Raw genomic sequence first — 21,483 nt, forward strand, 5'->3', positions numbered from 1 at the left:
TTCGGCCTGGGGCATTTTCGCTTAAAAGCTCAACTCTATTTGACTGGGCTCAAAGCCATGCACCAGCAACTAGCCCAATTCACCGCGTAACATCAGTTACATCAGATGCTTTTTCAAGTCTCTCCTTACTTGATGTTCTGTAGTCCTTGAAGCTATAAAGGACAATGCCAATCAAACAAAGAGAAATAATAATTGTCAAATTGATTTGTCGGTTTAATTTGTCGGTGAGTTTACCAAATTTTCTTAGTCGGTTTTTAAAAGGAAGATATATTAAATAGAGAAGTCCACCGAAGAGTCCGATTGCAATAACTACAAAAATTATAAAGAATATGTCTGTCATTTTTGTCTTGGTTGTCGTCTGCGCATGTTGCACATAACATTTGGCTTGCCGCAACTCGCTGAGCCTGCGAGTTGCGGCAAGCACTCCTTAGTACGCAAACATACTGCGGGATACTCCCCAAATTGGCGTGCTTGCCGCAACTCGCCAGCCAGCAGCCCAAGCTATCAAGTGGGGGGACGGGGCAGGCGTATCTGGCGACGGGGGTGCCGACTCCGGTGCTGTTTGCTGCTGCTGGTTCCTACCCCCCACCGCTTACTTACGCCGGCGGTAGTTGCAGTTGTAGAGCAGTACGTCTGCACTGGGGGAGCGGGCCTGGCAGGGATGAGGTGAGCAGGGCTGCGCCATCTACACAAACCCCGATACCGCGGTAAGATGATGGCTGAAGCTTTTTCGTCAGTATAAGCTTAGACTATAAATTCATCAATTAAATGAATTTTTATTATGGCTGGAGCGGTTGTAAATTTGTAGCAATCCTGAGTTGCCCAGCGCGGCGGCATCGGCACCCTGCAGCCGCCTTACCTCACGCTGACGGGGCCCTGCCGCAACGGAGCGCTGGGTTATGGAGCATCAAAACGCGAAGCACAAGACATTCAAAATCAACTGAACATGAAAGACAACCTGCACGACCTGCCCCCGGAAAACTCCATCCTGTTTGAGATGAACGTGCCTGCTGCCCAGTGCCCCTTCAGCAGCGGCGCGGTGAAGCAGAGCGCCGGCGGCGGCCGCACCAACCGCGAGTGGTGGCCCAACATGCTCAAGCTGAGCATCCTGCGCCAGCACGCCGCGCCCTCCAACCCGCTGGGTGCCGACTTTAACTATGCCGAAGAGTTCAAGAAGCTCGACCTGAACGCCGTGAAGCAGGACCTGTTTGCCCTGATGACGGACTCGCAGGACTGGTGGCCGGCCGACTACGGCCACTACGGCCCGTTCTTCGTGCGCATGGCCTGGCACAGCGCCGGCACCTACCGCATCGGCGACGGCCGCGGCGGCAGTGGCTCGGGCGCTCAGCGCTTCGCCCCCCTCAACAGCTGGCCCGACAACGCCAACCTCGACAAGGCCCGCCTCCTGCTGTGGCCCATCAAGCAGAAGTACGGCCAGAAAATCTCCTGGGCCGACCTCATCGTGCTCACCGGCAACTGTGCCCTGGAGTCGATGAACTTAAAAACTTTCGGCTTCGGCGCCGGCCGCACCGACGTGTGGGAGCCCGAGCAGGACATTTACTGGGGACCCGAAACCGAGTGGCTCGGCGACAAGCGCTACACCAACGACCGCGAGCTGGACAACCCCCTCGCCGCCGTGCAGATGGGCCTCATTTACGTGAACCCCGAAGGCCCCAACGGCGAGCCCGACCCCGTGCGCTCGGCCCGCGACATTCGCGAGACCTTTGGCCGCATGGCCATGAACGACGAGGAAACCGTGGCCCTGATTGCCGGCGGCCACACCTTTGGCAAAACCCACGGCGCGGCCAGCCCCGCCGAGCACGTAGGCATGGAGCCCGCTGGGGCCAGCCTCGAAGAGATGAGCACGGGCTGGAGCAACAGCTTCGGCAAGGGCCACTCGGAGCACACCATCACCAGCGGCCTGGAAGGCGCCTGGACCAGCACGCCCGCCAAGTGGAGCAACGACTACTTCGACAACCTGTTTGGTTTCGAGTGGGAGCTGACCAAGAGCCCCGGCGGCGCGCACCAGTGGCGCCCCGTGAACGGCGGCGGCGCGGGCACCATACCCGATGCCCACGACCCGGCCGTGAAGCACGCCCCCTTCATGCTCACCACCGACATCGCCCTGCGCGCCGACCCGGCGTATGAGGTGATTTCGCGCCGCTTCCACGAAAACCCCGACGCGTTTGCCGATGCATTCTCCCGCGCCTGGTTTAAGCTCACGCACCGCGACATGGGCCCCAAGGAGCGCTACCTGGGCCCCGAAGTGCCCACCGAGGAGCTGCTCTGGCAAGACCCGATTCCGACCGTGACCTACGCGCTGGTGAACGACCAGGACGTGGCCGCGCTGAAAGAGAAGATTCAGGCTTCCGGCCTCAGCGTGTTCCAGCTGGTGTCTACCGCCTGGGCCTCGGCCTCTACCTACCGGGGCTCCGACAAGCGCGGCGGCACCGACGGTGGCCGCCTGCGCCTGGCGCCCCAGCGCAACTGGGCCGTGAACAACCCCGCCCAGCTGGCGGAGGTGCTGCAAAAGCTCGAAGGCATTCAGCGCGAGTTCAACGGCGCCCAGAGCGGCGGCAAGCAGATTTCCATGGCCGACCTGCTGGTGCTCGCCGGTGGCGTGGGCGTGGAGCAGGCTGCCCGCAACGCGGGCCAGGAAGTGAGCGTGCCTTTCACCCCCGGCCGCGCCGATGCCTCGCAGGAGCAAACCGACGTGGCGTCGTTTGCCGCCATGGAGCCGGCCGCCGATGGCTTCCGCAACTACCTGAAGCCCCACCACAAGGCAGCAGCCGAAGAGCTGCTGGTTGACAAAGCCCAGCTCCTGACCCTGAGCGCGCCCGAGCTGACGGTGCTGTTTGGCGGCCTGCGCGCCATCAACATCAACTTCGACCAGTCGAAGCACGGTGTGTTCACCGACCGTCCGGGTGCGCTGACCAACGACTACTTCGTGAACCTGCTGGACATGAACACGACCTGGGCCAGCACCTCCGACGCCCAGAACACTTTCAACGGCCGCGACCGCAAGACTGGCGCCGTGAAGTGGACTGGCTCGCGCGTGGACCTGATTTTCGGCTCAAACTCCGAGCTGCGGGCCCTGGCCGAAGTGTACGCCTGCTCCGATGCCCACGAGAAGTTCGTATCGGATTTCGTGGCCGTGTGGGCCAAGGTGATGAACCTCGGCCGCTTCGACCGGGCGTAGTCAGCACAGCAACTCTCGTGGTCTTTTGACTGCAACAGCTGCCGAATGATATCTATAGAAAAGGTGGCCTTTCGCAAGGCCACCTTTTTTTGTTGATGCAGGCTGGCTGAAGCAGGTCCTGTGCGAATGCCTGACGGAGGTGCTGTACTTGAGTGGGGCGGTGCTTATTTTGTTAAACCGGGGCATGAATGCCTGCCCCGTTGTTTAGTGTGTGCCCATGAATATCCTGTTGGTGGAAGACGACCCCCGGCTTTCGGCCCTTATCCGCCGGGGGCTGGAAGAAGAACAAATGACCGTGACCGTGGCCTACGATGGGCGCTACGGCCAGCAACTGGCTCTGTCGCAGGCCTACGACCTGATAATTCTGGACGTGATTCTGCCGTATCAGAGCGGGCTGGAGGTGCTGGCGGCCCTGCGGGCGCAGGACGCGCAGGTGCCCGTGCTGCTGCTCACGGCGCTGGGCACCACCACCGACAAGCTGCTGGGCTTCGGGGGCGGCGCCGACGATTACCTGGTCAAGCCCTTCGATTTTGCCGAGCTGGTGGCGCGGGTACGGGCCCTTACCCGGCGCGGCAGCCCGCAGGCCAAGGGCACCCGGCTCGCCTTTGCCGACCTGACCCTGGACGTGGAAACGCGCGGCGTGACCCGGGCCGGCCAGTCCATTCGCCTGACTACCCGCGAGTTTGCCCTGCTGGAAATGCTACTGCGCCACCCCGGCCGGGTGCTCACCCGTAGCGAAATTGCCGAGCGGGCCTGGGAAGAAGCCTTCGAAGCGGGCTCCAACGTCATTGACGTGTACGTAAACTACCTGCGCAAGAAAATAGACCACGGCTTCCCCACCAAGCTCATTCACACGGTGGTGGGGGCGGGCTACGTGTTGCGGCAGGAAGACTAAAAGCGGTGCCATAGGGAGCTGGCTCTCTGGCCCTGTTGTTTGCTCCCACGGCACACGCAACGCCCACATTATACGCCTCATTCCCTTGCGCACTTCCCCTTGCGCACTTCCCTACCCCTGTACTGCCCATGACTATCCGCAACCGCCTGACTGGGCTTTTCGTAGCTGTGGTGGCCGTTATCCTGTTGGCCGTACTTTCCACGGCCTTTGCGCTGCAATACGAGTATGGACAGCGCGAATTCCGGGAGCGCCTGCGGGACCGGGCCGAAGTAGCGGCGTTTATTTTTCTGGAAAAAGACGAGTTGCGCACGGACACTTTCCGCGAATTTCAAAAACGGTATCAACGCACCCTTACCGAGGAAATAATCCAGATTTACGATGCCCAGGGTGAACCGCGCTTCCTGCTGGAAGACCTGCGGCTGGAGGTACCGCCCCAGGTGCTGGCCCGCATTGTGACGGGCGAGGAGGTGTATTTTGAGGACGGCCTCCGCTTGGCCGTGGGCATTCTGCATCGCGACAACCAAGGCACGTTTGTGGTAGTGGCCGGGGCCGAAAACGTGTACGGCCGGGCCCGAATGCAGTACCTGGCCACCATTCTGGCGGTGGTATTTGTGGCCAGCCTGCTGGTCATATACGGCGTGGGCTACCTGTTTGCGGGCCGGGCATTGGCCCCCATCGCCGCGCTCAACGACGAGATGGAGCGCATCAGCGCCTACGCCCTGCACCGGCGCGTGGCCCCCGACGTATCGGGCAGCCAGCACGACGAAATTGCGCGGCTGGCCGGCACCTTCAACCGCCTGCTCGACCGCCTCGAAAGCAGCTTTGCGGCCCAGCGGGCCTTTGTGAGCAACGCTTCGCATGAGCTGCGCACCCCGCTGGCGGCTTGCATCGGCGAGGTGCAGCTGGCCCTGGCCCGCGACCGGGAGCCGGCGGCTTACCGGGCAGCCTTTGGCGAGCTATTGGCCGACCTCACCAAGTTTAAGGCCCTTATTACCCACCTGCTGGAGCTGGCGCAGGCCGAGGTGCGCCTGCCCGAGCAGGAAGAAGGCCTGCGGGTGGATGAGCTGCTAAGTGAGGCTTGTGCGGCCGTGCCACCGGAATGGCGTGCCCGCCTGCGGATGCGCACCGGCCAGCTGCCCCACGAGCCCGAGCAACTGGAGCTGAGCGGCAACCGGGTGCTGTTGGTCCGGGCCCTGAGCAACCTGCTCGAGAATGCCCTGAAGTATTCCGCCCCGCACCCCGTGGCCGTGGACCTGACCTACGAGTCCGGCCGGGTACAGGTGCGCATCCGCGACGAGGGAGTGGGCATTGCCGAAGAGGAGTTGGGCCGGGTGTTTCAGCCCTTTTACCGGGCGGCCAATGCCCGGGACGTAACCGGCCACGGCGTGGGGCTGCCGCTGGCCCGCAAGATTGTGGAGCAGCACGGCGGCGAGCTGCTCCTGACCTCGCGCCTGGGCCATGGTACCGAAGCAACCGTGCTGCTGCCTACTTCATAATGTCTTATTTCAGCCAATTCAGCGCATTCTAATGCGTCTCTAATGTGTCTCTAATCCTATTCTAATCCATTGCCGGTAGTCTTGCGCTCAGTTACGCTACTACTTGAACATGGGAAGGATTTTTTGGCTTGGTTTCTTATTGCTGGTTCACGGCAGCGGGCTGGTGCAGGCCGCTGCTCCGCTCGATACGGTACGCCTGCTCCTGCCCGAAGCGGAGCAGCGCTTCGTGGAGCGCAACCTGAGCCTGGTGGCCCAGCGCTACAACGTGTCGGCGGCCGAGGCGCAGATACTGCAGGCCCGGCTTTGGGACAACCCCACGGTGTACCTGGAGCAAAACACCTACAACCCCCAGACCGGGCGGGTGCTGGACGTCACCCGTTCCGGCAATTCCATCGTGCAGGTGCAGCAGCTCTTTGCCCTGGCCGGGCGGCGCCGAGCGGCAGCCAACGTGGCCCGGCAAAATGCGCTGGTGGAGCAATTCACCTTCGAAGACCTGCTGCGCACCCTGCGCTACCAGCTGCGCACCACCTTCTACGACCTGCACTTCCAGCAGCGCACGCTGGGCCTGTACGATGAGGAAATCCGGTCGCTGCTACGCACCGTGGGCCAGTATCAGAGCCAGTACGACAAGGGCAACGTGGCTCTGAAAGAAGTTATCCGTCTCAAAGCTTTTCTATTTCAGCTTGAAAACGAGCGCCAGAGCCTGCGGGCCACCATGGCCGCCGCGCAGGCCGATTTGCGGGTGCTGCTGCACGACGAAGGCGCCACGGTGTACCGACCCGTAGTAAACGATGCGGGCCTGCGGGGCCTCTCGTTAGCCGGCTATTCTGCCGCGCAGCTTGCTGACTCGGCCCAGGCCGGCCGCGCCGACCTGAAGGCCCGGCAGGCGGCGGTGGAGCAGCAAACCCAGAACGTGCGCCTCCAACGGGCCCTGGCCACCCCCGACCTGGCCCTGGGCTATGCCTACGACCGTGCCGGCAACTACATTCAGAACTATAACGCCCTGACCGTGGGCATGGCCGTGCCCCTGTTCAACCGCAACCAGGGCAACATTCGCACGGCGCAGGCGCTGGTTCAGGGCAGCCAGGCCGAGCTGGGCCAGCAGGTGCTGCTGGCCCGCAGCCAGGTGGCGCAGGCGTATGAGCTGGCCGACCAGGCCGACCGCCTCTACCAGCGCACCGACCGCGACACCGAAGCCTTCGAGCGCCTGATGACCGGCATTGAGCAGAGCTACGCCAAGCGCAACCTGACCATTGTGGAATTCCTTGATTTCTACGAGAGCTATAAAACCAACGTGGTGCAGCTCAACCAGCTCCGGGCAGCCCGCGTGCGGGCCTTCGAGCAGCTCAACTTCGCCGTGGGGCGCTTTCTCTTCCGGGCCGAGTAGCCCGGCGGTGGCTTAATTCTATTTTTCTGGTGGCTACGCGCAGCCTTTTTTTTCTGACTTCATGAAATCGATTTCCCTTTGCAGCCTGCTCCCATTGGCCCTGCTGTTCGCCGCGTGCTCAAACACGCAGCCCGAGGCTGCGCCGGCTCCGCTGACCTTTGTGCTTTCCGACACCATTCTACGCCAACTGGAGCTGGACACCGTGCGCCTGGAATCCGTGCGCAGCGAGCTGACCCTGTCGGGCCTGATAAATTCCAACGGCGACCGCACGGCCCGGGTATACCCCCTGGTGGGCGGCGTGGTGGAAGACTTGCGCGTGGAGCTGGGCGACCGGGTGACCAAAGGCCAGGTGCTGGCCGTGATTCGCAGCGGCGAGATTGCCGACCTGCAGAACCAAAGCAGTGCGGCCGCCACCGACCTGGCCATTGCCCGCAAAAACCTGCAGGTGCTGGAAGACCAGTTTGGGGCCGGGCTGGCCTCGGAGCGCGAGGTGGTGCTGGCCCGCAAGGAATTGGAAAAAGCGGTGGGCAACACCGGCAAGAGCCGCAAGCAGCTCGGCATCTACGGCGTGACATCTGATGGAAAATACACCATTCAGGCGCCGATTTCGGGCTTTATTACCGAGAAGAACGTGACCGAGAACATGCAGTACAACGACTCTAATGTGGACAATTTCTTCACCATTGCCGACCTGGACGACGTGTGGATTATGGCCAATGTATTCGAGTCCGACATTTCCAAGGTGAAGGAAGGCTACGCCGCCGAAGTGACCACGCTCTCTTACCCCAACGAGCACTTCATGGGCAAAATTGACAAGGTCTTCAACGTGCTCGACCCCGAGAGCCGGGTGATGAAGGTGCGCATCCGTCTGCCGAACCCCGGCTACCGCCTCAAGCCCCAGATGTACGCCCAGGTGCGCGTGCGCCACACCGAAGCCCAGCAGCTGCTGGCCGTGCCCGCCCGCTGCGTCATTTTCGATAAAAACCGCCATTTCGTGCTCGTGTACAAAGACAGGCGCCACGTGCAGACCCGTGAAGTGGAGCTGGCCAATACCGTGGGCGAGGTAAGCTACGTGCAAAGCGGCCTGCGGGCCGGGGAGCGCATCATCACGCGCAACCAGCTGCTGGTATACGACCAGTTGAACGACTGACCTAAGGGCAATTATGAATTATGAGTTATGAATTATAAGCATAAGACCAAGTGTGAAGCCGGCTGCTCATTGATTCATAATTCAGTCCGGTATCGGCCTGAACCAGCCCGCGTGGCGGCGCTTTGCCTCATTCATAATTTATAATTCATAACTCATTATTCTTTCCGTGAACAAGCTCATCCAAGGCATTGTCGGGTTTTCGCTGAAAAACCGCTTTCTGATTTTCTTCCTCACGGCCCTGCTGGTGGTGGGGGGAACCTATAGCTACCTGCACACGCCGATTGAGGCGTTTCCCGACGTCACCAACACGCAGATTATCATTGTGAGCCAGTGGCCCGGCCGCTCGGCCGAGGAGGTGGAGCGTTTCGTGTCGGTGCCCATTGAGGTGGCCATGAACTCGGTGCAGAAGAAGTCCAACATGCGGTCCATCAGCATGTTTGGCCTGTCGGTGCTCAAAATCAACTTCGACGACGACGTGGAAGATTTTTACGCCCGGCAACAGGTCAACAACCTGCTGGCCGGCGTGAGCCTGCCCGAAAACTGCGAAAACCACGTGCAGCCGCCCTATGGCCCCACCGGTGAGATTTTTCGCTACACCGTGCAGGGCCCGGGCCGCACCACCAACGAGCTGCTGACGCTGCAGGACTGGGTGGTGGAGCGCCAGCTCAAGGCGGTGCCCGGCGTGGCCGACATTGCCGCGTTTGGCGGCACCAAGAAGGTGTACGAAATCACGGCCGAGCCCGCCCTGCTGCAGAAGTACAACCTGACCCCACTGGAGGTATTCCAGGCCGTGCAGCGCTCCAACGTGAACGTGGGCGGCGACGTGATTGAGAAAAACGGCCAGGCCTATGTGGTGCGCGGCATCGGCCTGCTCGAAAACCCCGAAGAAATCGGCAACATCATTGTCAGCCACCTCAACGGCACGCCCATTTTGGTGCGCAACGTGGCCCGCATAAGTGAAGGCCACCTGCCCCGCGTGGGCCAGGCCGGCCTCAACGCTGACGACGACGTGGTGGAGGGCATTGTGATTATGCGCAAGGGCGAAAATCCGGCCGAGGTGCTGGGGCGCGTCAAGGCCAAAATTGAGGAGCTCAATACCAAGGTGCTGCCCAAGGGCGTGCAGCTGGTGACCTTCTACGACCGCGACGTGCTGATGGACAAATGCACGACCACGGTGATTCACAACCTGCTCGAGGGCATTGTGCTGGTCACGCTGGTGGTGTTCCTGTTTATGGCCGACTGGCGCTCCACGCTCATCGTGGGGCTGGTGGTACCGCTGGCGCTGCTGTTTGCCTTCATCTGCCTGCGCCTGAAGGGTATGAGTGCCAACCTGCTGAGCATGGGTGCCATAGACTTCGGCATCATCATCGACGGGGCCGTGGTGATGGTGGAGGGCATTTTTGTGGTGCTCGACCACAAGGCCCATAAGGTGGGCATGCCGGTGTTCAACAAGCTGGCCAAGCGCAGCCTCATCCGCAAAACCGGCGGCGAGCTGGGCAAGGCCGTGTTCTTTTCCAAGCTTATTATCCTCACCTGCCTGTTGCCCATCTTCGCCTTCGAAAAAGTAGAAGGCAAGATGTTCTCGCCCCTGGCCTGGACGCTGGGCTTTGCCCTCATAGGTGCCCTGGTGCTCACCCTGACGCTGGTCCCGGTACTGGCCAGCATCCTGCTCAACAAAAACGTGCGGGAGAAAAACAACCCCATTGTCAACTTCTTCGACAAGATAGTTGTCAACGGCTTTGCCTTTACGCTACGCAACCGGGCGTTGAGCCTGGTGGTATCCTTCGGCCTGATGGGTGCGGCGCTGTACTCGTTCAACTTCCTGGGCTCTGAGTTTCTGCCCGAGCTGAACGAGGGCGCGCTGTGGGTAGAAGCCAAGCTGCCCATGTCCACGTCGCTCACCGAAACGACCAAGCAGGTAGGCGAATTCCGCAAGATTCTCGGCTCGTTTCCGGAAGTAAACGGCGTACTCTCGCAAACCGGCCGCTCCAACGACGGCACCGACCCCTCGGGCATGTACTACGTGCAGTGCCAGGTCAATCTCAAGCCCCAGGAGGAGTGGAAACGGAAAATCACGAAAGAGCAGCTCATCGATGAGATGGACGCGCAGCTGCGCCAGTACCCCGGCATCATTTTCAACTATTCGCAGCCCATCATCGACAACGTGGCCGAAGCCGTGGCGGGCATCAACGCCTCGCTGGCCGTGAAAATATTCGGCCCCGACCTGGAAACCATCGACCGCAAGGCCGACTCCGTGGCCACCATCCTGCGCGGGGTGCGCGGGGTAAAGGACCTGGGCATTCTGCGCAACCTGGGCCAGCCCGAGATGAGCGTGGTGCTCGACCAAAACCGCATGGCCACCTACGGCGTGGCCACCGCCGACGCCCAGGCCGTGATAGAGATGGCTATTGGGGGCAAGGCCGCCAGCCAGCTCTACGAAGGCGAGCGCAAGTTTGACATTCGGGTGCGCTACCCGCAGCAGTACCGCAGCACCGAGGCCGAGATTGGGGAGCTGCGCGTGCCTACCCTGCGCGGCGGCCGGGTGGCCCTGAAAGAAGTAGCCAGCCTGCGCACGCTCAACGGCCCGGCGTCCATCTACCACGACAACGGGCAACGCTTCATTGCCGTCAAGTTCAGCATCCGCGACCGCGACATGGGCTCCACCATTGCCGAGGCCCAGAAGAAGGTAAACGCCCAGGTGCACTTGCCCAAGGGCTACAGCATTGCCTGGGCCGGCGAGTTCGAGAACCAGGTGCGGGCCACCGAGCGCCTCACGCAGATGGTGCCCGTGGCACTGGTCATCATCTTCATCCTGCTGTTTATCACCTTCGGCAACGGCAAGGATGCTGGCCTGGTACTCGTCAACGTGCCGTTTGCCCTCATCGGCGGCATCGTGGCCCTGCACCTGACGCGCGTCAACTTCAGCATCTCGGCCGGCATCGGCTTCATCGCCCTGTTCGGCATCTGCATTCAGAACGGGGTAATTCTCATCACCGTGTTCAAACAAAACCTGCGCCGCCGGCTCTCCCTCGACGAGGCCTTGCGCCAGGGCGTGGCCTCTCGCGTGCGCCCCGTGGTGATGACGGCCCTCATGGCCATGATTGGCCTGTTTCCGGCCGCGCTAAGCACCGGCATCGGCTCCGAAACGCAGAAGCCGCTGGCCATCGTCGTTATCGGCGGGCTGGTATCGGCCACGGTGCTCACACTGCTGATTTTTCCGCTCGTGTTCCGCTGGTTTTATCGTGGTGTTAGTCAGGCTCAGCCCCCGGCCGTAGCGCCGGTAGCAGCACACCCCATGCAATTGGCATAGCCCCCATGAGGGCAGTAGCCAGCCGCAGCGCCTGTGCCAGTAACATAGCTCACCAAGGAGGGAAGCTGTTTAAGATAAGTGGAAACTCCGTTTGAAACAGTCATGCTCATCTGGCGTCCGCTTGCCGAAGCATCTCCACCCCAGGAGTAATCAGTTTACTGCAGCGGTGGAGATGCTTCGGCTGCGCTCAGCATGATGTTTTGAAACAACTCATGATGGCATAAACCAGCTCAAGCAGCTTCTTAGAAAGTATTGCCCACAATAAAGGTGAGGGCGATATTGGCCACGGTAGCCGTATCCAGGGGTTCGTCGAAGGCCTCGCTGAAAGCGGCGGCGGGCAGGTTGAGCGCCGCCAGCGCGGGAATGCCGGTCAGGCTCATGCCACCCTGGGTAACGTTGGCTTCCCCGGGAAAAGACGCGGCTGGCGTGCCGGGACCGTAGATGGGGGCCGTGGTGGGCGGGGCGGCCCCGCCGCCCTCGTCGCCCGACACCCAGCTTTTGGGCGTGGGGGTAATGGGGACCGTGGGGCCGGGGCCGGTGGTGCCCCGGCGCAGGCTGCGCAGGCGCGAGGCGTGGCGGGCTTCGACTGAGTGAATATTGAGGGCCGCTTCGAGCAGGACTTTATTGGCCAGGAGGGCGGGCGCGGCGCCTTTGTAAGCCCGCACGCCCGTGTCTTCCAGCGACTGGCCCACGGCCAGAAACGTGGGAAAGCTGCTGAACACCGTGGGAAACAGCGCAGCGCGGGTGCCGCCTTTGGACCCCGAAAAGTCGAGGTTGCCGGGAGCGGTGCCTTCCACCAGCGCCGGCACGGCCTGGCTGCCCAGGGCCGCTCTCAGGAAGCTGACGTGCTTGTTTTCGTCGGCGCTGATGAGGGTAATGGACGTGAGCGGCCGCCGGCGGGCACCAGTCCGGCCGAGTTGAGGCCCCGGTTGTAAAACGCGGCTTCCAGGTACTCCAGCTTTAGGGCAAAGTTGAGCACGGCAGCGATGTCGGCGGGCAGCGCGGTGCCCTGCCCGTAGGCCCGCTGAAACATCGACCCCAGCAGCAGCGGGGCCGTAGTGGCGGCCACTGCTTTGCCCACGCGGGAGAAACGCCGGAACACCTGGCGGCGCGAATCGAACCGCCCATATACTTCGGGGTCGACCTGTTCAAGGCTCGAAATAAGCTGAAATACATTCATATAAAAGCGAAATAAGTAGGTGGTGAAACCAGCCCCACGGCTAGCGAATGCCCGAAACGTCGAGCTTGGAGCCTTCCTTCAGGAAGGCGTTGGCCTTGGCCACAACAGCCGCTGGCTCCATCGAAATCTCAAGCCCGTTGGCATTGTCCACCACGTCGGGCCCCACGAAGGTGTTGTTGGCAATGAAATCGCGAATGAGTGCCGCGTGGCGGGCTTCTACCGACACGATTTTGCCGGCCAGGGTGAGGTTGTCTTTCGCGGTGAGGTACTTGCCGGCCCCGTTGTAGGCGGCCACGCCCAGGTCCTCGAAGGCTTTGGCGGCATCGAGCACGCCCAGTTTGGCGGCGCCGGCCGCGGCCAGGCGCACAGTAAAGTCGATGCCCGAAAAATCGGGCTCCAGGGTTTTAATGGCGTTGCCGGCCAGCGCGGCTTTGAAGAACTCCCGGTGGATGACTTCGTGGTAGTACAGGTCGTCGAGCACTGTTTTTTCGAAAGCGACCGCGCCAGCGTAGTAGCTACCCTTCCGCACTTCGGTGTAAAAGGCCGCTTCGAGTTGTTCCAGGGCGTAGGCGTAGTTGAGTACGCCCGTATCGCCCGTGCCCACGTTCACGGTGTTGGGGCCACTATCGGAATCGTCGTTGCAGCCCGCCAGCACCAGCGCCGTAGCGCCCGCCGTGGCCCCGGCATACAGGAAAAACGAGCGGCGCTTGATGGGCGCGTAGAGCGGCGGCGCGGCCTGTGGGTGGGCATTGCCTGGGGGCGAAATCGGGCTGGACATGGGGCAGTGATATGGTGAGGAAAGAATCAGCAACAAGGGCTGCAGTGGGGATTATACTCGCTAAATCTCAAGGAGCAACCCTTTAAAAATCAGAGAATAAATCGCCAATGGAATGGCATACGCCCTTAGCGCGCATTCGGTTGTTTATAGCAACCAGCGTTGTCCTACTCGGCAGCTGCGCCCGAGGCGAGCGTACAAACTCCTTACTCTCTACTGTTGGCCAAAGTGGATGAAGTCCCCCATTGGAGGTGGAGCAGCCGGCCTGCTACCGGCCGGCACGCCCCAGGCCAATTGCAGGCGCAGCGGAAAATGATAGTTTTACATGCTAACGAAAAAAATAAAGGTTGCGAAATGAGCATCCGGGCCGGAGAATATTTCCGGTTTGCTCCCCAATGTCCCTCCCCAGGCACTTGCTTTACGGGTGCCACAATCCGTCGCCTACGGTCCCGCCGTCACCGCTTCTTTATGAAACCCCTCCTGCTCCTGTTGCTTCCGCTGGCCCTGGGGCTGGCCCGGCCCGCTGCTGCCCAGCTGCCCGCCGCCGACACCACCGCTACCGTGCAGCTCTACGGCTACGTAGACGGTTATTTTGGGCTGGATTCTCCGGCTCCCACCAACACGCGCCGCCCCGGCTTCCTCTACTCCCACAACCGCCAGAACGAGTTCACGGTGAACCAGGCGCTGGTGGGGGCCCGGTACGACGACGGCCGCGTGCGCGGGGCCCTGGGCCTGCAGGCCGGTACCTACCCCGAAGCCAACTACGCGGCCGAACCGCAGGTACTGCAACACATTTACGAAGCCTACGCGGGCTTTCGCCCGCTGCGTCGGGCCTGGCTCGACGTGGGCGTTTTCGGCTCGCACATCGGCTACGAGTCGGCTATTTCCCAAAACAACTGGACGCTCACGCACTCGCTGGCCGCCGAAGGCTCGCCCTACTACGAAGCCGGGGCGCGCTTCACCTACGAGGCCAGCCCGAAGTGGACGCTGACCGCGCTGGCCCTCAACGGCTGGCAGAACATCCGCGAAACCAACCGGGCCAAGGCGCTGGGCACGCAGGTGCAGTGGCGGCCCTCGGCCCGCTGGCTGCTCAACTCCAGCACGTTTTACGGCAACGAGCAGCCCACTGACTCGGGGAAACTCCGCCGTTACTTCCACGATTTTTACCTGACCTACACGGCCACGGCACGCCTGTCGGTGCTGGCGCTGTTCGATATCGGTACGCAGCAGGCCCGCCGTGCCGGCCAGGGCCACGACTCCTGGCACACCGGTGCGCTGATACTGCGCTACCGCCTGGGCCGGCAGCCCGGCAGCCCGTTCACGGCGGCGCTGCGGGGCGAGTATTACTTCGCCAAAAACGGTGTGGTGGTGCGCGATGCCGGCCCGGAGGCCGCCGAGCCCGATTTCTTTGTGCGGGGCGGTTCGCTCAACTTCGACTACGCCCCCTCCCGCCGCGTGCTGGTACGGCTCGAAGGCAAGGTACTTAATGGTCGTAATTCGCTGTATTTCCCTGCCAAACAGTCTTCGGCCCGCACCTACGGCAACCTCACGGGCACCATCGCGCTGTCGCTGTAAGGGCGGGCCGGCAACGCGCGGGTGAGGCCTTTGCCAGGCACCTGCGCCAGCCCGCCGATGCCGGGGCAACGGATGCATCCGTACTTTCGCGCCATGCGCATTTTCCGTTTTGCCTCCCTCCTGCTTGCCACTGCCTGCGTGCCGCTGGGCACGCCCATCACCAGCACCAGCCCAACCACGGCGGGCAGCCAGAAGGCCCCCGAGTACTACGCCGACAAAACCCTGCGCTACCAGGACTACACGTACTCGCCCGATGTGCGCAGCGTGCAGTGCTACGTGGCCACGGGCCAGCCCAACGAGGTGTTTCAACCGCCGGTGGTGCCGCTGGGGCGCAGCCAGGCCATCGCGCTGGAGTTTGACGTGCTGGGCGAGCAAAGCCAGCGCTACACGGCCAAAATCATTCATTGCGACGCCAACTGGCAGCCCTCCATTCTCACCGACCTGCAGTTCCTCAGCGAGATAAACGAGTTTTTGATTACCGATTTTCGGATTGGGGTGGGCGGCAAGGTGCCCTACTACCACTACCGCATGCGGGCGCCCGGCGTGAAGCTGAGCGGCAACTACCTGCTGGTGGTGCAGAGCGCGGGCAGCGTGCCGGTGGTGTCGCGCCGGCTGCTGGTGTATGAAAACCAGGTGCAGGTGGCCCTTAAGCCCGGCATTGTGGTGGGCGGCGAGGAGCGCTACACGCTGCAGCAGCTCGATTTCGGCATTGGCTACGCCGGCCTGAACCTGGTGAACCCGGTGTCGGAGGTGAAGGTGGTGCTGCGCCAGAACTTCCGCTGGGACAACGCCAAGTACAACCTGCGGCCCACCTTTGTGCGCGACGCCGAGCGCCGGTTGGAGTACCAGTACTTTGGGTTTGAAAACGCGTTTCCCGGCCTGAGCGAGTACCGCTATTTTGACATCCGCTCGGTGCAGGCCGCTGGCATTGGGGTGCTGAGCGTGGACCCACGCCCCGTGCCCGCCACGGCCCTGCTGCTGCCCGAAACCTCCCGCAGCACCCAGGCCTACAACCAGTACCAGGACGCCAACGGCCAGCGCGTGTTCGAGAGCAGGGAGTTCGGCAACGGCGACGTGAACGCCGACTACGTGGACGTGACCTTTCAGCTCAAAGCCGCGCAGCCCGCGCCGGGCCCGGTGTACGTGCTGGGCGCCCTCACCGACTGGCAGCTGAAAGACGAGTTCCGGCTGGCCTACGACGAGGGCAAGCAGCTGTACACCGGCCACGCCCTGCTCAAGCAGGGGTACTACAACTACAGCTTTGCCGTGGCCGGGGCCCGGGGCGCCGTGCCCAACGAAGTGTACTTCGAAGGCACCCACCAGCAGACCGAAAACCAGTACGACTTACTGGTGTACTACCGCCCGCCCGGAACCCGCGCCGACCTGCTCATCGGCTACCAGGCCGTGGGCTTCAACAGCCGCCTTTAGCAGGGCGTTACAACCTGCCGCGTTCAGTTTCGTTTGTTAGCGCACACCATCAGCTCTCGATGGGCGGGCCGCAGTTGGTCCGCTGGCGGGTGCCGGGTGCCTCACACCTATGAAAACACGTCATACCCTGCGCCTTGGCGCGGCCGCCTTTTTGATGTTGAGCGGCTGCGCCGTGAACCCCGTTACGGGCAAGAAAGAAGTTATTCTGGTATCTGAAGGCCAGGAAGTAGCCATGGGCGCGCAGTCGGACCCGGCCGTGACGGCCCAGTTTGGCTTATACCAGGACCCGAAGATGCAGAAGTTCATCGACGACAAGGGCCAGAAAATGGCGGCTATTTCGCACCGCAGCAACCTGAAATACCAGTTCAAGGTGGTCGATTCGCCGGTGATAAACGCCTTCGCCGTGCCCGGCGGCTACGTGTATTTCACGCGCGGCATCATGGCTCACTTCAACAACGAAGCGCAGTTTGCCGGGGTGCTGGGCCACGAAATCGGCCACGTTACGGCGCGGCACTCGGCCCGGCAGCAAACCAAGGCCATACTGGGCCAGGTGGGCCTGATGGGCGCCATGATACTCTCGCCCCAGGTGGCGCAGTTCGGCGACCAGGCCATGCAGGGGATGCAGCTGCTGTTTCTGAAATTCGGGCGCGACGACGAGCGGCAGTCCGATGAGCTGGGTGTGGAGTATTCGTCCAAAATAGGCTACGATGCCAGCCAGATGGCCGACTTTTTCCAGACGCTGGCCCGCCAGCAGCAGAAGTCCCAGGCTGAGCCCATTCCCGATTTCCTCTCTACCCACCCCAACCCCGAAGACCGGTACACCACCGTGAACCAGCTGGCCGATAAGTGGAAGGCCGCCAACGGCAACCCCAAGCTGGCCGTGAACCGCGACCAGTACCTGCGCCTCATCGACGGCATGGTGTACGGCGAAGACCCCAAGCAGGGCTTCGTGGAGAACAGCGTGTTCTACCACCCCGAGCTGAAGTTCCGCATGCCCGTGCCCGCCGGCTGGAAGCACCAGAACACGCCCCAGCAGTTCCAGATGGCCGACCCCGCTGGCAAGGCCCTGCTCATTCTGATGACGGCCCCCGGCAACTCCCTCGACGAAGCCGCCCAGGCCATTGCCAAGCAGCTCAGCCTGCAGCCCACCGACTCGCGCCGCACCACCATCAACGGCTTCCCCGCCCTGGCCTTTGTGGCCGACCAGGTGCAGCAGGACCCCCAAACCGGCCAGCAGGTGGCCGGCGTACGGGTGCTGGGCCACGTCATTCAGGACGGCAAAACGCTGTATGCCCTGCTGGGCGTGGCCGCGCCGGCCGACTTCCCTGCTTACGCCCCGCAATTCACGGGCGTGGCCGAGGCCTTCCAGCGCCTCACCGAGCCCGACAAGCTCAACCGCCAGCCCGAACGCGTCCGGATTGTGAAGCTGAAGTTGCGCAGCACCCTGTCCAAGGCCCTCACCAGCAACGGCGTGCCCGAAAAACGCCTGGAAGAGGTGGCCATTCTGAACGGCATGCAGCTCAATGAGCAAGTGAATGCCGGCATGCTGATAAAGGTGGTGGGCAAATAACTGGCACCATGTTGGTTTAAGGTTGCCCGAGCATGGCCCGCAACCCTGATGCAGGCCATGCGTTTTAAGCCCAGCCGTCGCAGTTCCTGCGGCGCATTCAGCTTTACTTCAGACCTATGAAATTTTCCTTCCTTCGTACCGGTGCCGCGCTGCTTTTGCCCCTCACGCTCATCAGCGCCGTGCCCACCAGCCGCACCCAGGGCCCCAAGCCCGACCCGCAGGTGCTGGCCCAGTTCGGGCTCTACAACAACCCCACACTGCAGCGCCTCATCGACACCAAAGGCCAGCAGATGAACAAGGTATCGGACCGCCCCGGCGATTACGGCTTTACCATCGTGGACTCGCCCATCATCAACGCTTTTGCCACTCCCGACGGCCACGTGTACTTCACGCGCGGCATCATGGCCCACTTCAACAGCGAGGCCCAGTTTGCCGGCGTGCTGGGCCACGAGTTGGGTCACATCACGGCGAGGCACGGCCAGAGCCAGCAGCGGCGCTCTACCGCCGCAGGAATTGGCCTGCTGCTGGGTTCCATTGTGGCCCCGCGCGTAATGGAGTCGGTGGGCGGCATCATTCAGCAGGGCGTGGGCCTGGGCATGCTCAAGTACGGCCGCGACGACGAGCGGGAGTCCGACCAATTGGGCGTGAAGTATTCGACCAAGATTGGCTACGATGCCAGCCAGATGGCCGACTTCTTTCAGACGCTGCAGCGGAACCAGGAAGCCAGTGGCAGCGGCGCCATCCCGGGCTTCCTCTCCTCGCACCCCAACTCCGCCGACCGCTACTCTACGGTAAAGAAACTGGCCGCCCAGGCCAAGCAAAACGCCGGCGGCCGCCAGTTGAACGTGGGTCGCGATTCCTACCTGCGCATGATTGACGGCCTGCCCTACGGCGAAGACCCGCGCCAGGGCTACGTGGAAGGCGGCGTATTCTACCACCCCGACCTGAAGTTCCGTATGCCCATTCCTTCGGGCTGGAAGTCGCAGAACTCGCCCTCGCAGTTCCAGATGGCCGAGCCCAATGGTAAAGCCATGATAGTACTGGTGCCCGCTGGCGGAAACTCGCTCGATGAAGCCGCGCAGAGCCTGGCCAAGGCCATCGGTTTGCAGTCGGCGAACGCCCAGCGCACCACTGTCAACGGCTTCCCGGCCGTGGTAATGCAGGGTGAGCAGGCTGCCCAGCAGGGCCAGGCCGGTGCCGCCGTGCTGGCCCACGTCATTCAGGACGGCAGCACTTACTACGGCATTGTAGGCCTCACGGCCCCGGCATCCTTCTCTACCTACGACAACGCCTTCTACGGCGTGGCCCGGGGCTTCGCCCGCCTCACCGACGCCAGCAAGCTCAACCGCCAGTCGCAGAAAATCCGCATTAAATCCGCCACCGGCAGCCAGACCCTGTCCCAGGCCCTGAGCGCCAGTGGTGTGCCCACCAGCCGCCACGAGGAGCTGGCCATTCTCAACGGCATGCAGCGCTCCACGCGTTTGAGCAAAGGCATGCTGTACAAGTCGGTGGGCCAATAGGACCACGGATTAGCACGAATTTTAGCGGATTTCACGGATTTTGTAGCCGTTGAAATCAAAACAAAAAAGGCTTGCCAACTGGCAAGCCTTTTTTGTTTTCCTGAATCTCGATTAGCCCTCTGACGGGCAGGAAATCGTTCACAAAATCCGTGAAATCCGCTAAAATTCGTGCTAATCCGTGGTCTTAGACGTTGAAGCGGAAGTGCATGATGTCGCCGTCCTGCACCACGTACTCCTTGCCTTCTACGGCCATTTTGCCGGCTTCCTTGATTTTCACTTCGGTTTTGAACTCCTGGTAGTCGGCCAGCTTGATTACCTCGGCGCGGATGAAGCCTTTCTCGAAGTCGGAGTGAATAACGCCAGCGGCGGCGGGGGCTTTGTCGCCGCGGTGCACGGTCCAGGCGCGCACTTCCTGCACGCCGGCAGTGAAGTAGGTAATCAGGTTGAGCAGCTCGTAGCTGGCCCGAATGAGTTTGTTCAGGCCCGACTCGGTGAGGCCGTATTCGCCCAGGAACATTTCCTTTTCTTCGGGGTCGTCCATGTCGGCAATCTGCGCTTCGATGGCCGCCGATACCAGCACCACCTGGGCGCCTTCGGCTTTCACGTGCTCACGCAGGGCGGTTACGTGGTTGTTGCCGTTGCTGGCAATGCTGGCTTCGTCCACGTTGGCCACGTATATCACGGGCTTGATGGTGAGCAGCTGCAGGTCGGCTACGGCTTCCAGCTCGTCGGGCGTGGCGTTGAGGGCGCGGGCGTTCTGGCCGGCTTCCAGCTCGGCCTTGAAGCGCTGCAGGATGGCTACTTCCTTCTTGGCCACGGCGTCGCCGGCTTTGGCGCTACGCTCCGATTTCACCAGCTTCTTATCGATGCTCTCCAAATCTTTGATTTGCAGCTCGGTGTCGATAACGTCTTTGTCGAAAACGGGGTCTACGCCACCGGCTACGTGCACGATGTTGGGGTCGTCGAAGCAGCGCACCACGTGAATGATGGCATCCACCTCGCGGATGTTGGCCAGGAATTTATTGCCCAGGCCTTCGCCCTTGCTGGCGCCTTTCACGAGGCCGGCAATGTCCACAAACTCGATGATGGTGGGCAGCACGCGCTTGGGGTTCACGAGGGCTTCCAGAATCTGGAGCCGCTCGTCGGGCACGGTAATTACGCCCACGTTGGGCTCGATGGTGCAGAACGGATAGTTGGCCGATTCGGCCTTGGCGTTCGAAAGTGCGTTGAAAAGGGTGGATTTACCGACGTTCGGCAAGCCGACGATACCGCAGCGGAGGCCCATTTTTTTTAATTAAGAATTGATAATTAGGAATGAAGAATTCGCTCATTCGGCCGCAAAGGTACAGCCTGCCGCCACGCAAAACGGCGCGAACTGACTATTGCCCGTTCGCGCCATTGATATCTTAACAAAAGCTATTAGCTAACAGCCCTTAGCTAATAGCTTTTTCCTAGTAGTTCTCCTCGCTCTTATTGGGGTCGAAGGCGGGACGCTCAAATTCGGGGCGGGGCCGGTCCCGGTCGTCGTACTCACGCGGACGGTCAAGCTCGGCAACTTCCTCGGGCGACAGCAGTTCCTCCCGAACATACTCTACAGCGTCCTGCAGGGCATCTACGAATTTCATAAAGTCCTCCTTGTAGAGAAAAATCTTGTGCTTTTCGTAGGACACCGAGTCGTCGCCGTTCTGGCGGCGCTTGCTCTCGGTGATGGTCAGGTAGTAATCCTGGCCGCGGGTGGCTTTCACGTCGAAGAAGTACGTGCGCTTGCCGGCTTTGATGCGTTGGGAATAAATTTCTTCCTGGTCGTGACGGTCGTCCACGGGAATGGGGTTGGGGTATGAGTGGGAAATAGAATCTGTGTTGAATGAAAGGCCTAACTTACGAAAGATGACGTAAAGCCAAACGGTAGGCCGGGCTGGGCTGTTGGTAGCTGGAACGCCTAAACCGAAGGTCATGCCGAGCGCAGCCGAAGCATCTCGCTTGCTGTCACTATTTCAA

The 21,483-nt window shown here is 61.7% G+C and carries 15 protein-coding genes; 10 read left to right on the top strand and 5 right to left on the bottom strand.

The genetic code is table 11. The annotated features are described in order from the left end of the window. The first annotated feature begins 997 nt into the window (after positions 1–997). From katG to BEN48_RS09550, 6 genes are all read left to right on the top strand, one after another. Positions 998–3,199 (top strand): catalase/peroxidase HPI, encoded by a 2,202-nt coding sequence (gene katG / locus BEN48_RS09525; RefSeq protein WP_394330931.1) that lies wholly within the window; start codon positions 998–1,000, stop codon positions 3,197–3,199. Positions 3,200–3,416: 217 nt separating this feature from the next. Then, entirely contained in the window at positions 3,417–4,094 is a 678-nt protein-coding gene (locus BEN48_RS09530; RefSeq protein WP_070734397.1) for a winged helix-turn-helix domain-containing protein, read from the top strand. 128 nt (positions 4,095–4,222) lie between these two features. Continuing rightward, the gene (locus BEN48_RS09535; protein ID WP_070734399.1) at positions 4,223–5,590 is read left to right on the top strand and encodes a sensor histidine kinase; all 1,368 of its coding nucleotides are present in this window, start codon (positions 4,223–4,225) and stop codon (positions 5,588–5,590) included. A 109-nt stretch (positions 5,591–5,699) separates the two neighbouring features. Beyond that, positions 5,700–6,977 (top strand): TolC family protein, encoded by a 1,278-nt coding sequence (locus BEN48_RS09540; protein ID WP_125932567.1) that lies wholly within the window; start codon positions 5,700–5,702, stop codon positions 6,975–6,977. Positions 6,978–7,038: 61 nt separating this feature from the next. Then, a complete protein-coding gene (locus BEN48_RS09545; RefSeq protein ID WP_070734403.1) occupies positions 7,039–8,127 on the top strand; it encodes an efflux RND transporter periplasmic adaptor subunit in 1,089 nt (362 codons plus the stop codon). Between the two features lie 166 nt (positions 8,128–8,293). Continuing rightward, positions 8,294–11,437, top strand: coding sequence for an efflux RND transporter permease subunit (locus tag BEN48_RS09550; RefSeq protein ID WP_070734405.1), 3,144 nt, complete (start codon positions 8,294–8,296; stop codon positions 11,435–11,437). A 242-nt stretch (positions 11,438–11,679) separates the two neighbouring features. Here BEN48_RS09550 and BEN48_RS18125 read toward each other — a convergent pair whose 3' ends face one another. From BEN48_RS18125 to BEN48_RS09560, 3 genes are read right to left on the bottom strand one after another with little or no spacing between them, the layout of a single operon-like run. Then, positions 11,680–12,315 (bottom strand): ferritin-like domain-containing protein, encoded by a 636-nt coding sequence (locus BEN48_RS18125; RefSeq protein WP_094122947.1) that lies wholly within the window; start codon positions 12,313–12,315, stop codon positions 11,680–11,682. Further along, on the bottom strand, positions 12,270–12,617 hold the full coding sequence (locus BEN48_RS19960; protein WP_083320930.1) for a ferritin-like domain-containing protein: 348 nt from the start codon (positions 12,615–12,617) through the stop codon (positions 12,270–12,272). The genes BEN48_RS18125 and BEN48_RS19960 overlap by 46 nt, the downstream gene beginning before the upstream one ends. Positions 12,618–12,657: 40 nt before the next feature. Beyond that, complete coding sequence (locus tag BEN48_RS09560) at positions 12,658–13,395, bottom strand: ferritin-like domain-containing protein (RefSeq protein WP_070734407.1); 738 nt, start codon at positions 13,393–13,395, stop codon at positions 12,658–12,660. 465 nt (positions 13,396–13,860) lie between these two features. Here BEN48_RS09560 and BEN48_RS09565 point away from each other — a divergent pair, with 465 nt between their 5' ends. From BEN48_RS09565 to BEN48_RS09580, 4 genes are all read left to right on the top strand, one after another. Beyond that, positions 13,861–14,967, top strand: a complete 1,107-nt coding sequence (locus BEN48_RS09565; protein ID WP_070734408.1) for a porin — start codon at positions 13,861–13,863, stop codon at positions 14,965–14,967. Positions 14,968–15,060: 93 nt separating this feature from the next. Further along, on the top strand, positions 15,061–16,395 hold the full coding sequence (locus tag BEN48_RS09570) for a type IX secretion system plug protein (protein ID WP_158010141.1): 1,335 nt from the start codon (positions 15,061–15,063) through the stop codon (positions 16,393–16,395). Positions 16,396–16,504: 109 nt separating this feature from the next. After that, positions 16,505–17,965 (top strand): M48 family metalloprotease, encoded by a 1,461-nt coding sequence (locus tag BEN48_RS09575; RefSeq protein WP_070734411.1) that lies wholly within the window; start codon positions 16,505–16,507, stop codon positions 17,963–17,965. Positions 17,966–18,081: 116 nt separating this feature from the next. After that, a complete protein-coding gene (locus tag BEN48_RS09580) occupies positions 18,082–19,485 on the top strand; it encodes a M48 family metalloprotease (RefSeq protein WP_070734413.1) in 1,404 nt (467 codons plus the stop codon). Positions 19,486–19,669: 184 nt separating this feature from the next. Here BEN48_RS09580 and ychF read toward each other — a convergent pair whose 3' ends face one another. Beyond that, on the bottom strand, positions 19,670–20,770 hold the full coding sequence (gene ychF, locus BEN48_RS09585; protein ID WP_070734414.1) for a redox-regulated ATPase YchF: 1,101 nt from the start codon (positions 20,768–20,770) through the stop codon (positions 19,670–19,672). A gap of 166 nt (positions 20,771–20,936) precedes the next feature. Beyond that, positions 20,937–21,305: a DUF3276 family protein gene (locus BEN48_RS09590; protein ID WP_070734415.1), complete on the bottom strand. Its 369-nt coding sequence runs from the start codon at positions 21,303–21,305 to the stop codon at positions 20,937–20,939. Positions 21,306–21,483: the final 178 nt, after the last annotated feature.

It is taken from the genome of Hymenobacter glacialis (assembly GCF_001816165.1).
GTDB lineage: Bacteria > Bacteroidota > Bacteroidia > Cytophagales > Hymenobacteraceae > Hymenobacter > Hymenobacter glacialis.

Bases quoted from the DNA above. Each gene is read 5' to 3' on its own strand.
- BEN48_RS19960 (WP_083320930.1), bottom strand. From the start codon at position 12,617: ATGAATGTATTTCAGCTTATTTCGAGCCTTGAACAGGTCGACCCCGAA.
- BEN48_RS09530 (WP_070734397.1), top strand. From the start codon at position 3,417: ATGAATATCCTGTTGGTGGAAGACGACCCCCGGCTTTCGGCCCTTATC.
- BEN48_RS09535 (WP_070734399.1), top strand. From the start codon at position 4,223: ATGACTATCCGCAACCGCCTGACTGGGCTTTTCGTAGCTGTGGTGGCC.
- BEN48_RS09570 (WP_158010141.1), top strand. From the start codon at position 15,061: ATGCGCATTTTCCGTTTTGCCTCCCTCCTGCTTGCCACTGCCTGCGTG.
- BEN48_RS09565 (WP_070734408.1), top strand. From the start codon at position 13,861: ATGAAACCCCTCCTGCTCCTGTTGCTTCCGCTGGCCCTGGGGCTGGCC.
- ychF (WP_070734414.1), bottom strand. From the start codon at position 20,770: ATGGGCCTCCGCTGCGGTATCGTCGGCTTGCCGAACGTCGGTAAATCC.
- BEN48_RS09540 (WP_125932567.1), top strand. From the start codon at position 5,700: ATGGGAAGGATTTTTTGGCTTGGTTTCTTATTGCTGGTTCACGGCAGC.
- BEN48_RS09575 (WP_070734411.1), top strand. From the start codon at position 16,505: ATGAAAACACGTCATACCCTGCGCCTTGGCGCGGCCGCCTTTTTGATG.
- katG (WP_394330931.1), top strand. From the start codon at position 998: ATGAACGTGCCTGCTGCCCAGTGCCCCTTCAGCAGCGGCGCGGTGAAG.
- BEN48_RS09580 (WP_070734413.1), top strand. From the start codon at position 18,082: ATGAAATTTTCCTTCCTTCGTACCGGTGCCGCGCTGCTTTTGCCCCTC.
- BEN48_RS09545 (WP_070734403.1), top strand. From the start codon at position 7,039: ATGAAATCGATTTCCCTTTGCAGCCTGCTCCCATTGGCCCTGCTGTTC.
- BEN48_RS09560 (WP_070734407.1), bottom strand. From the start codon at position 13,395: ATGTCCAGCCCGATTTCGCCCCCAGGCAATGCCCACCCACAGGCCGCG.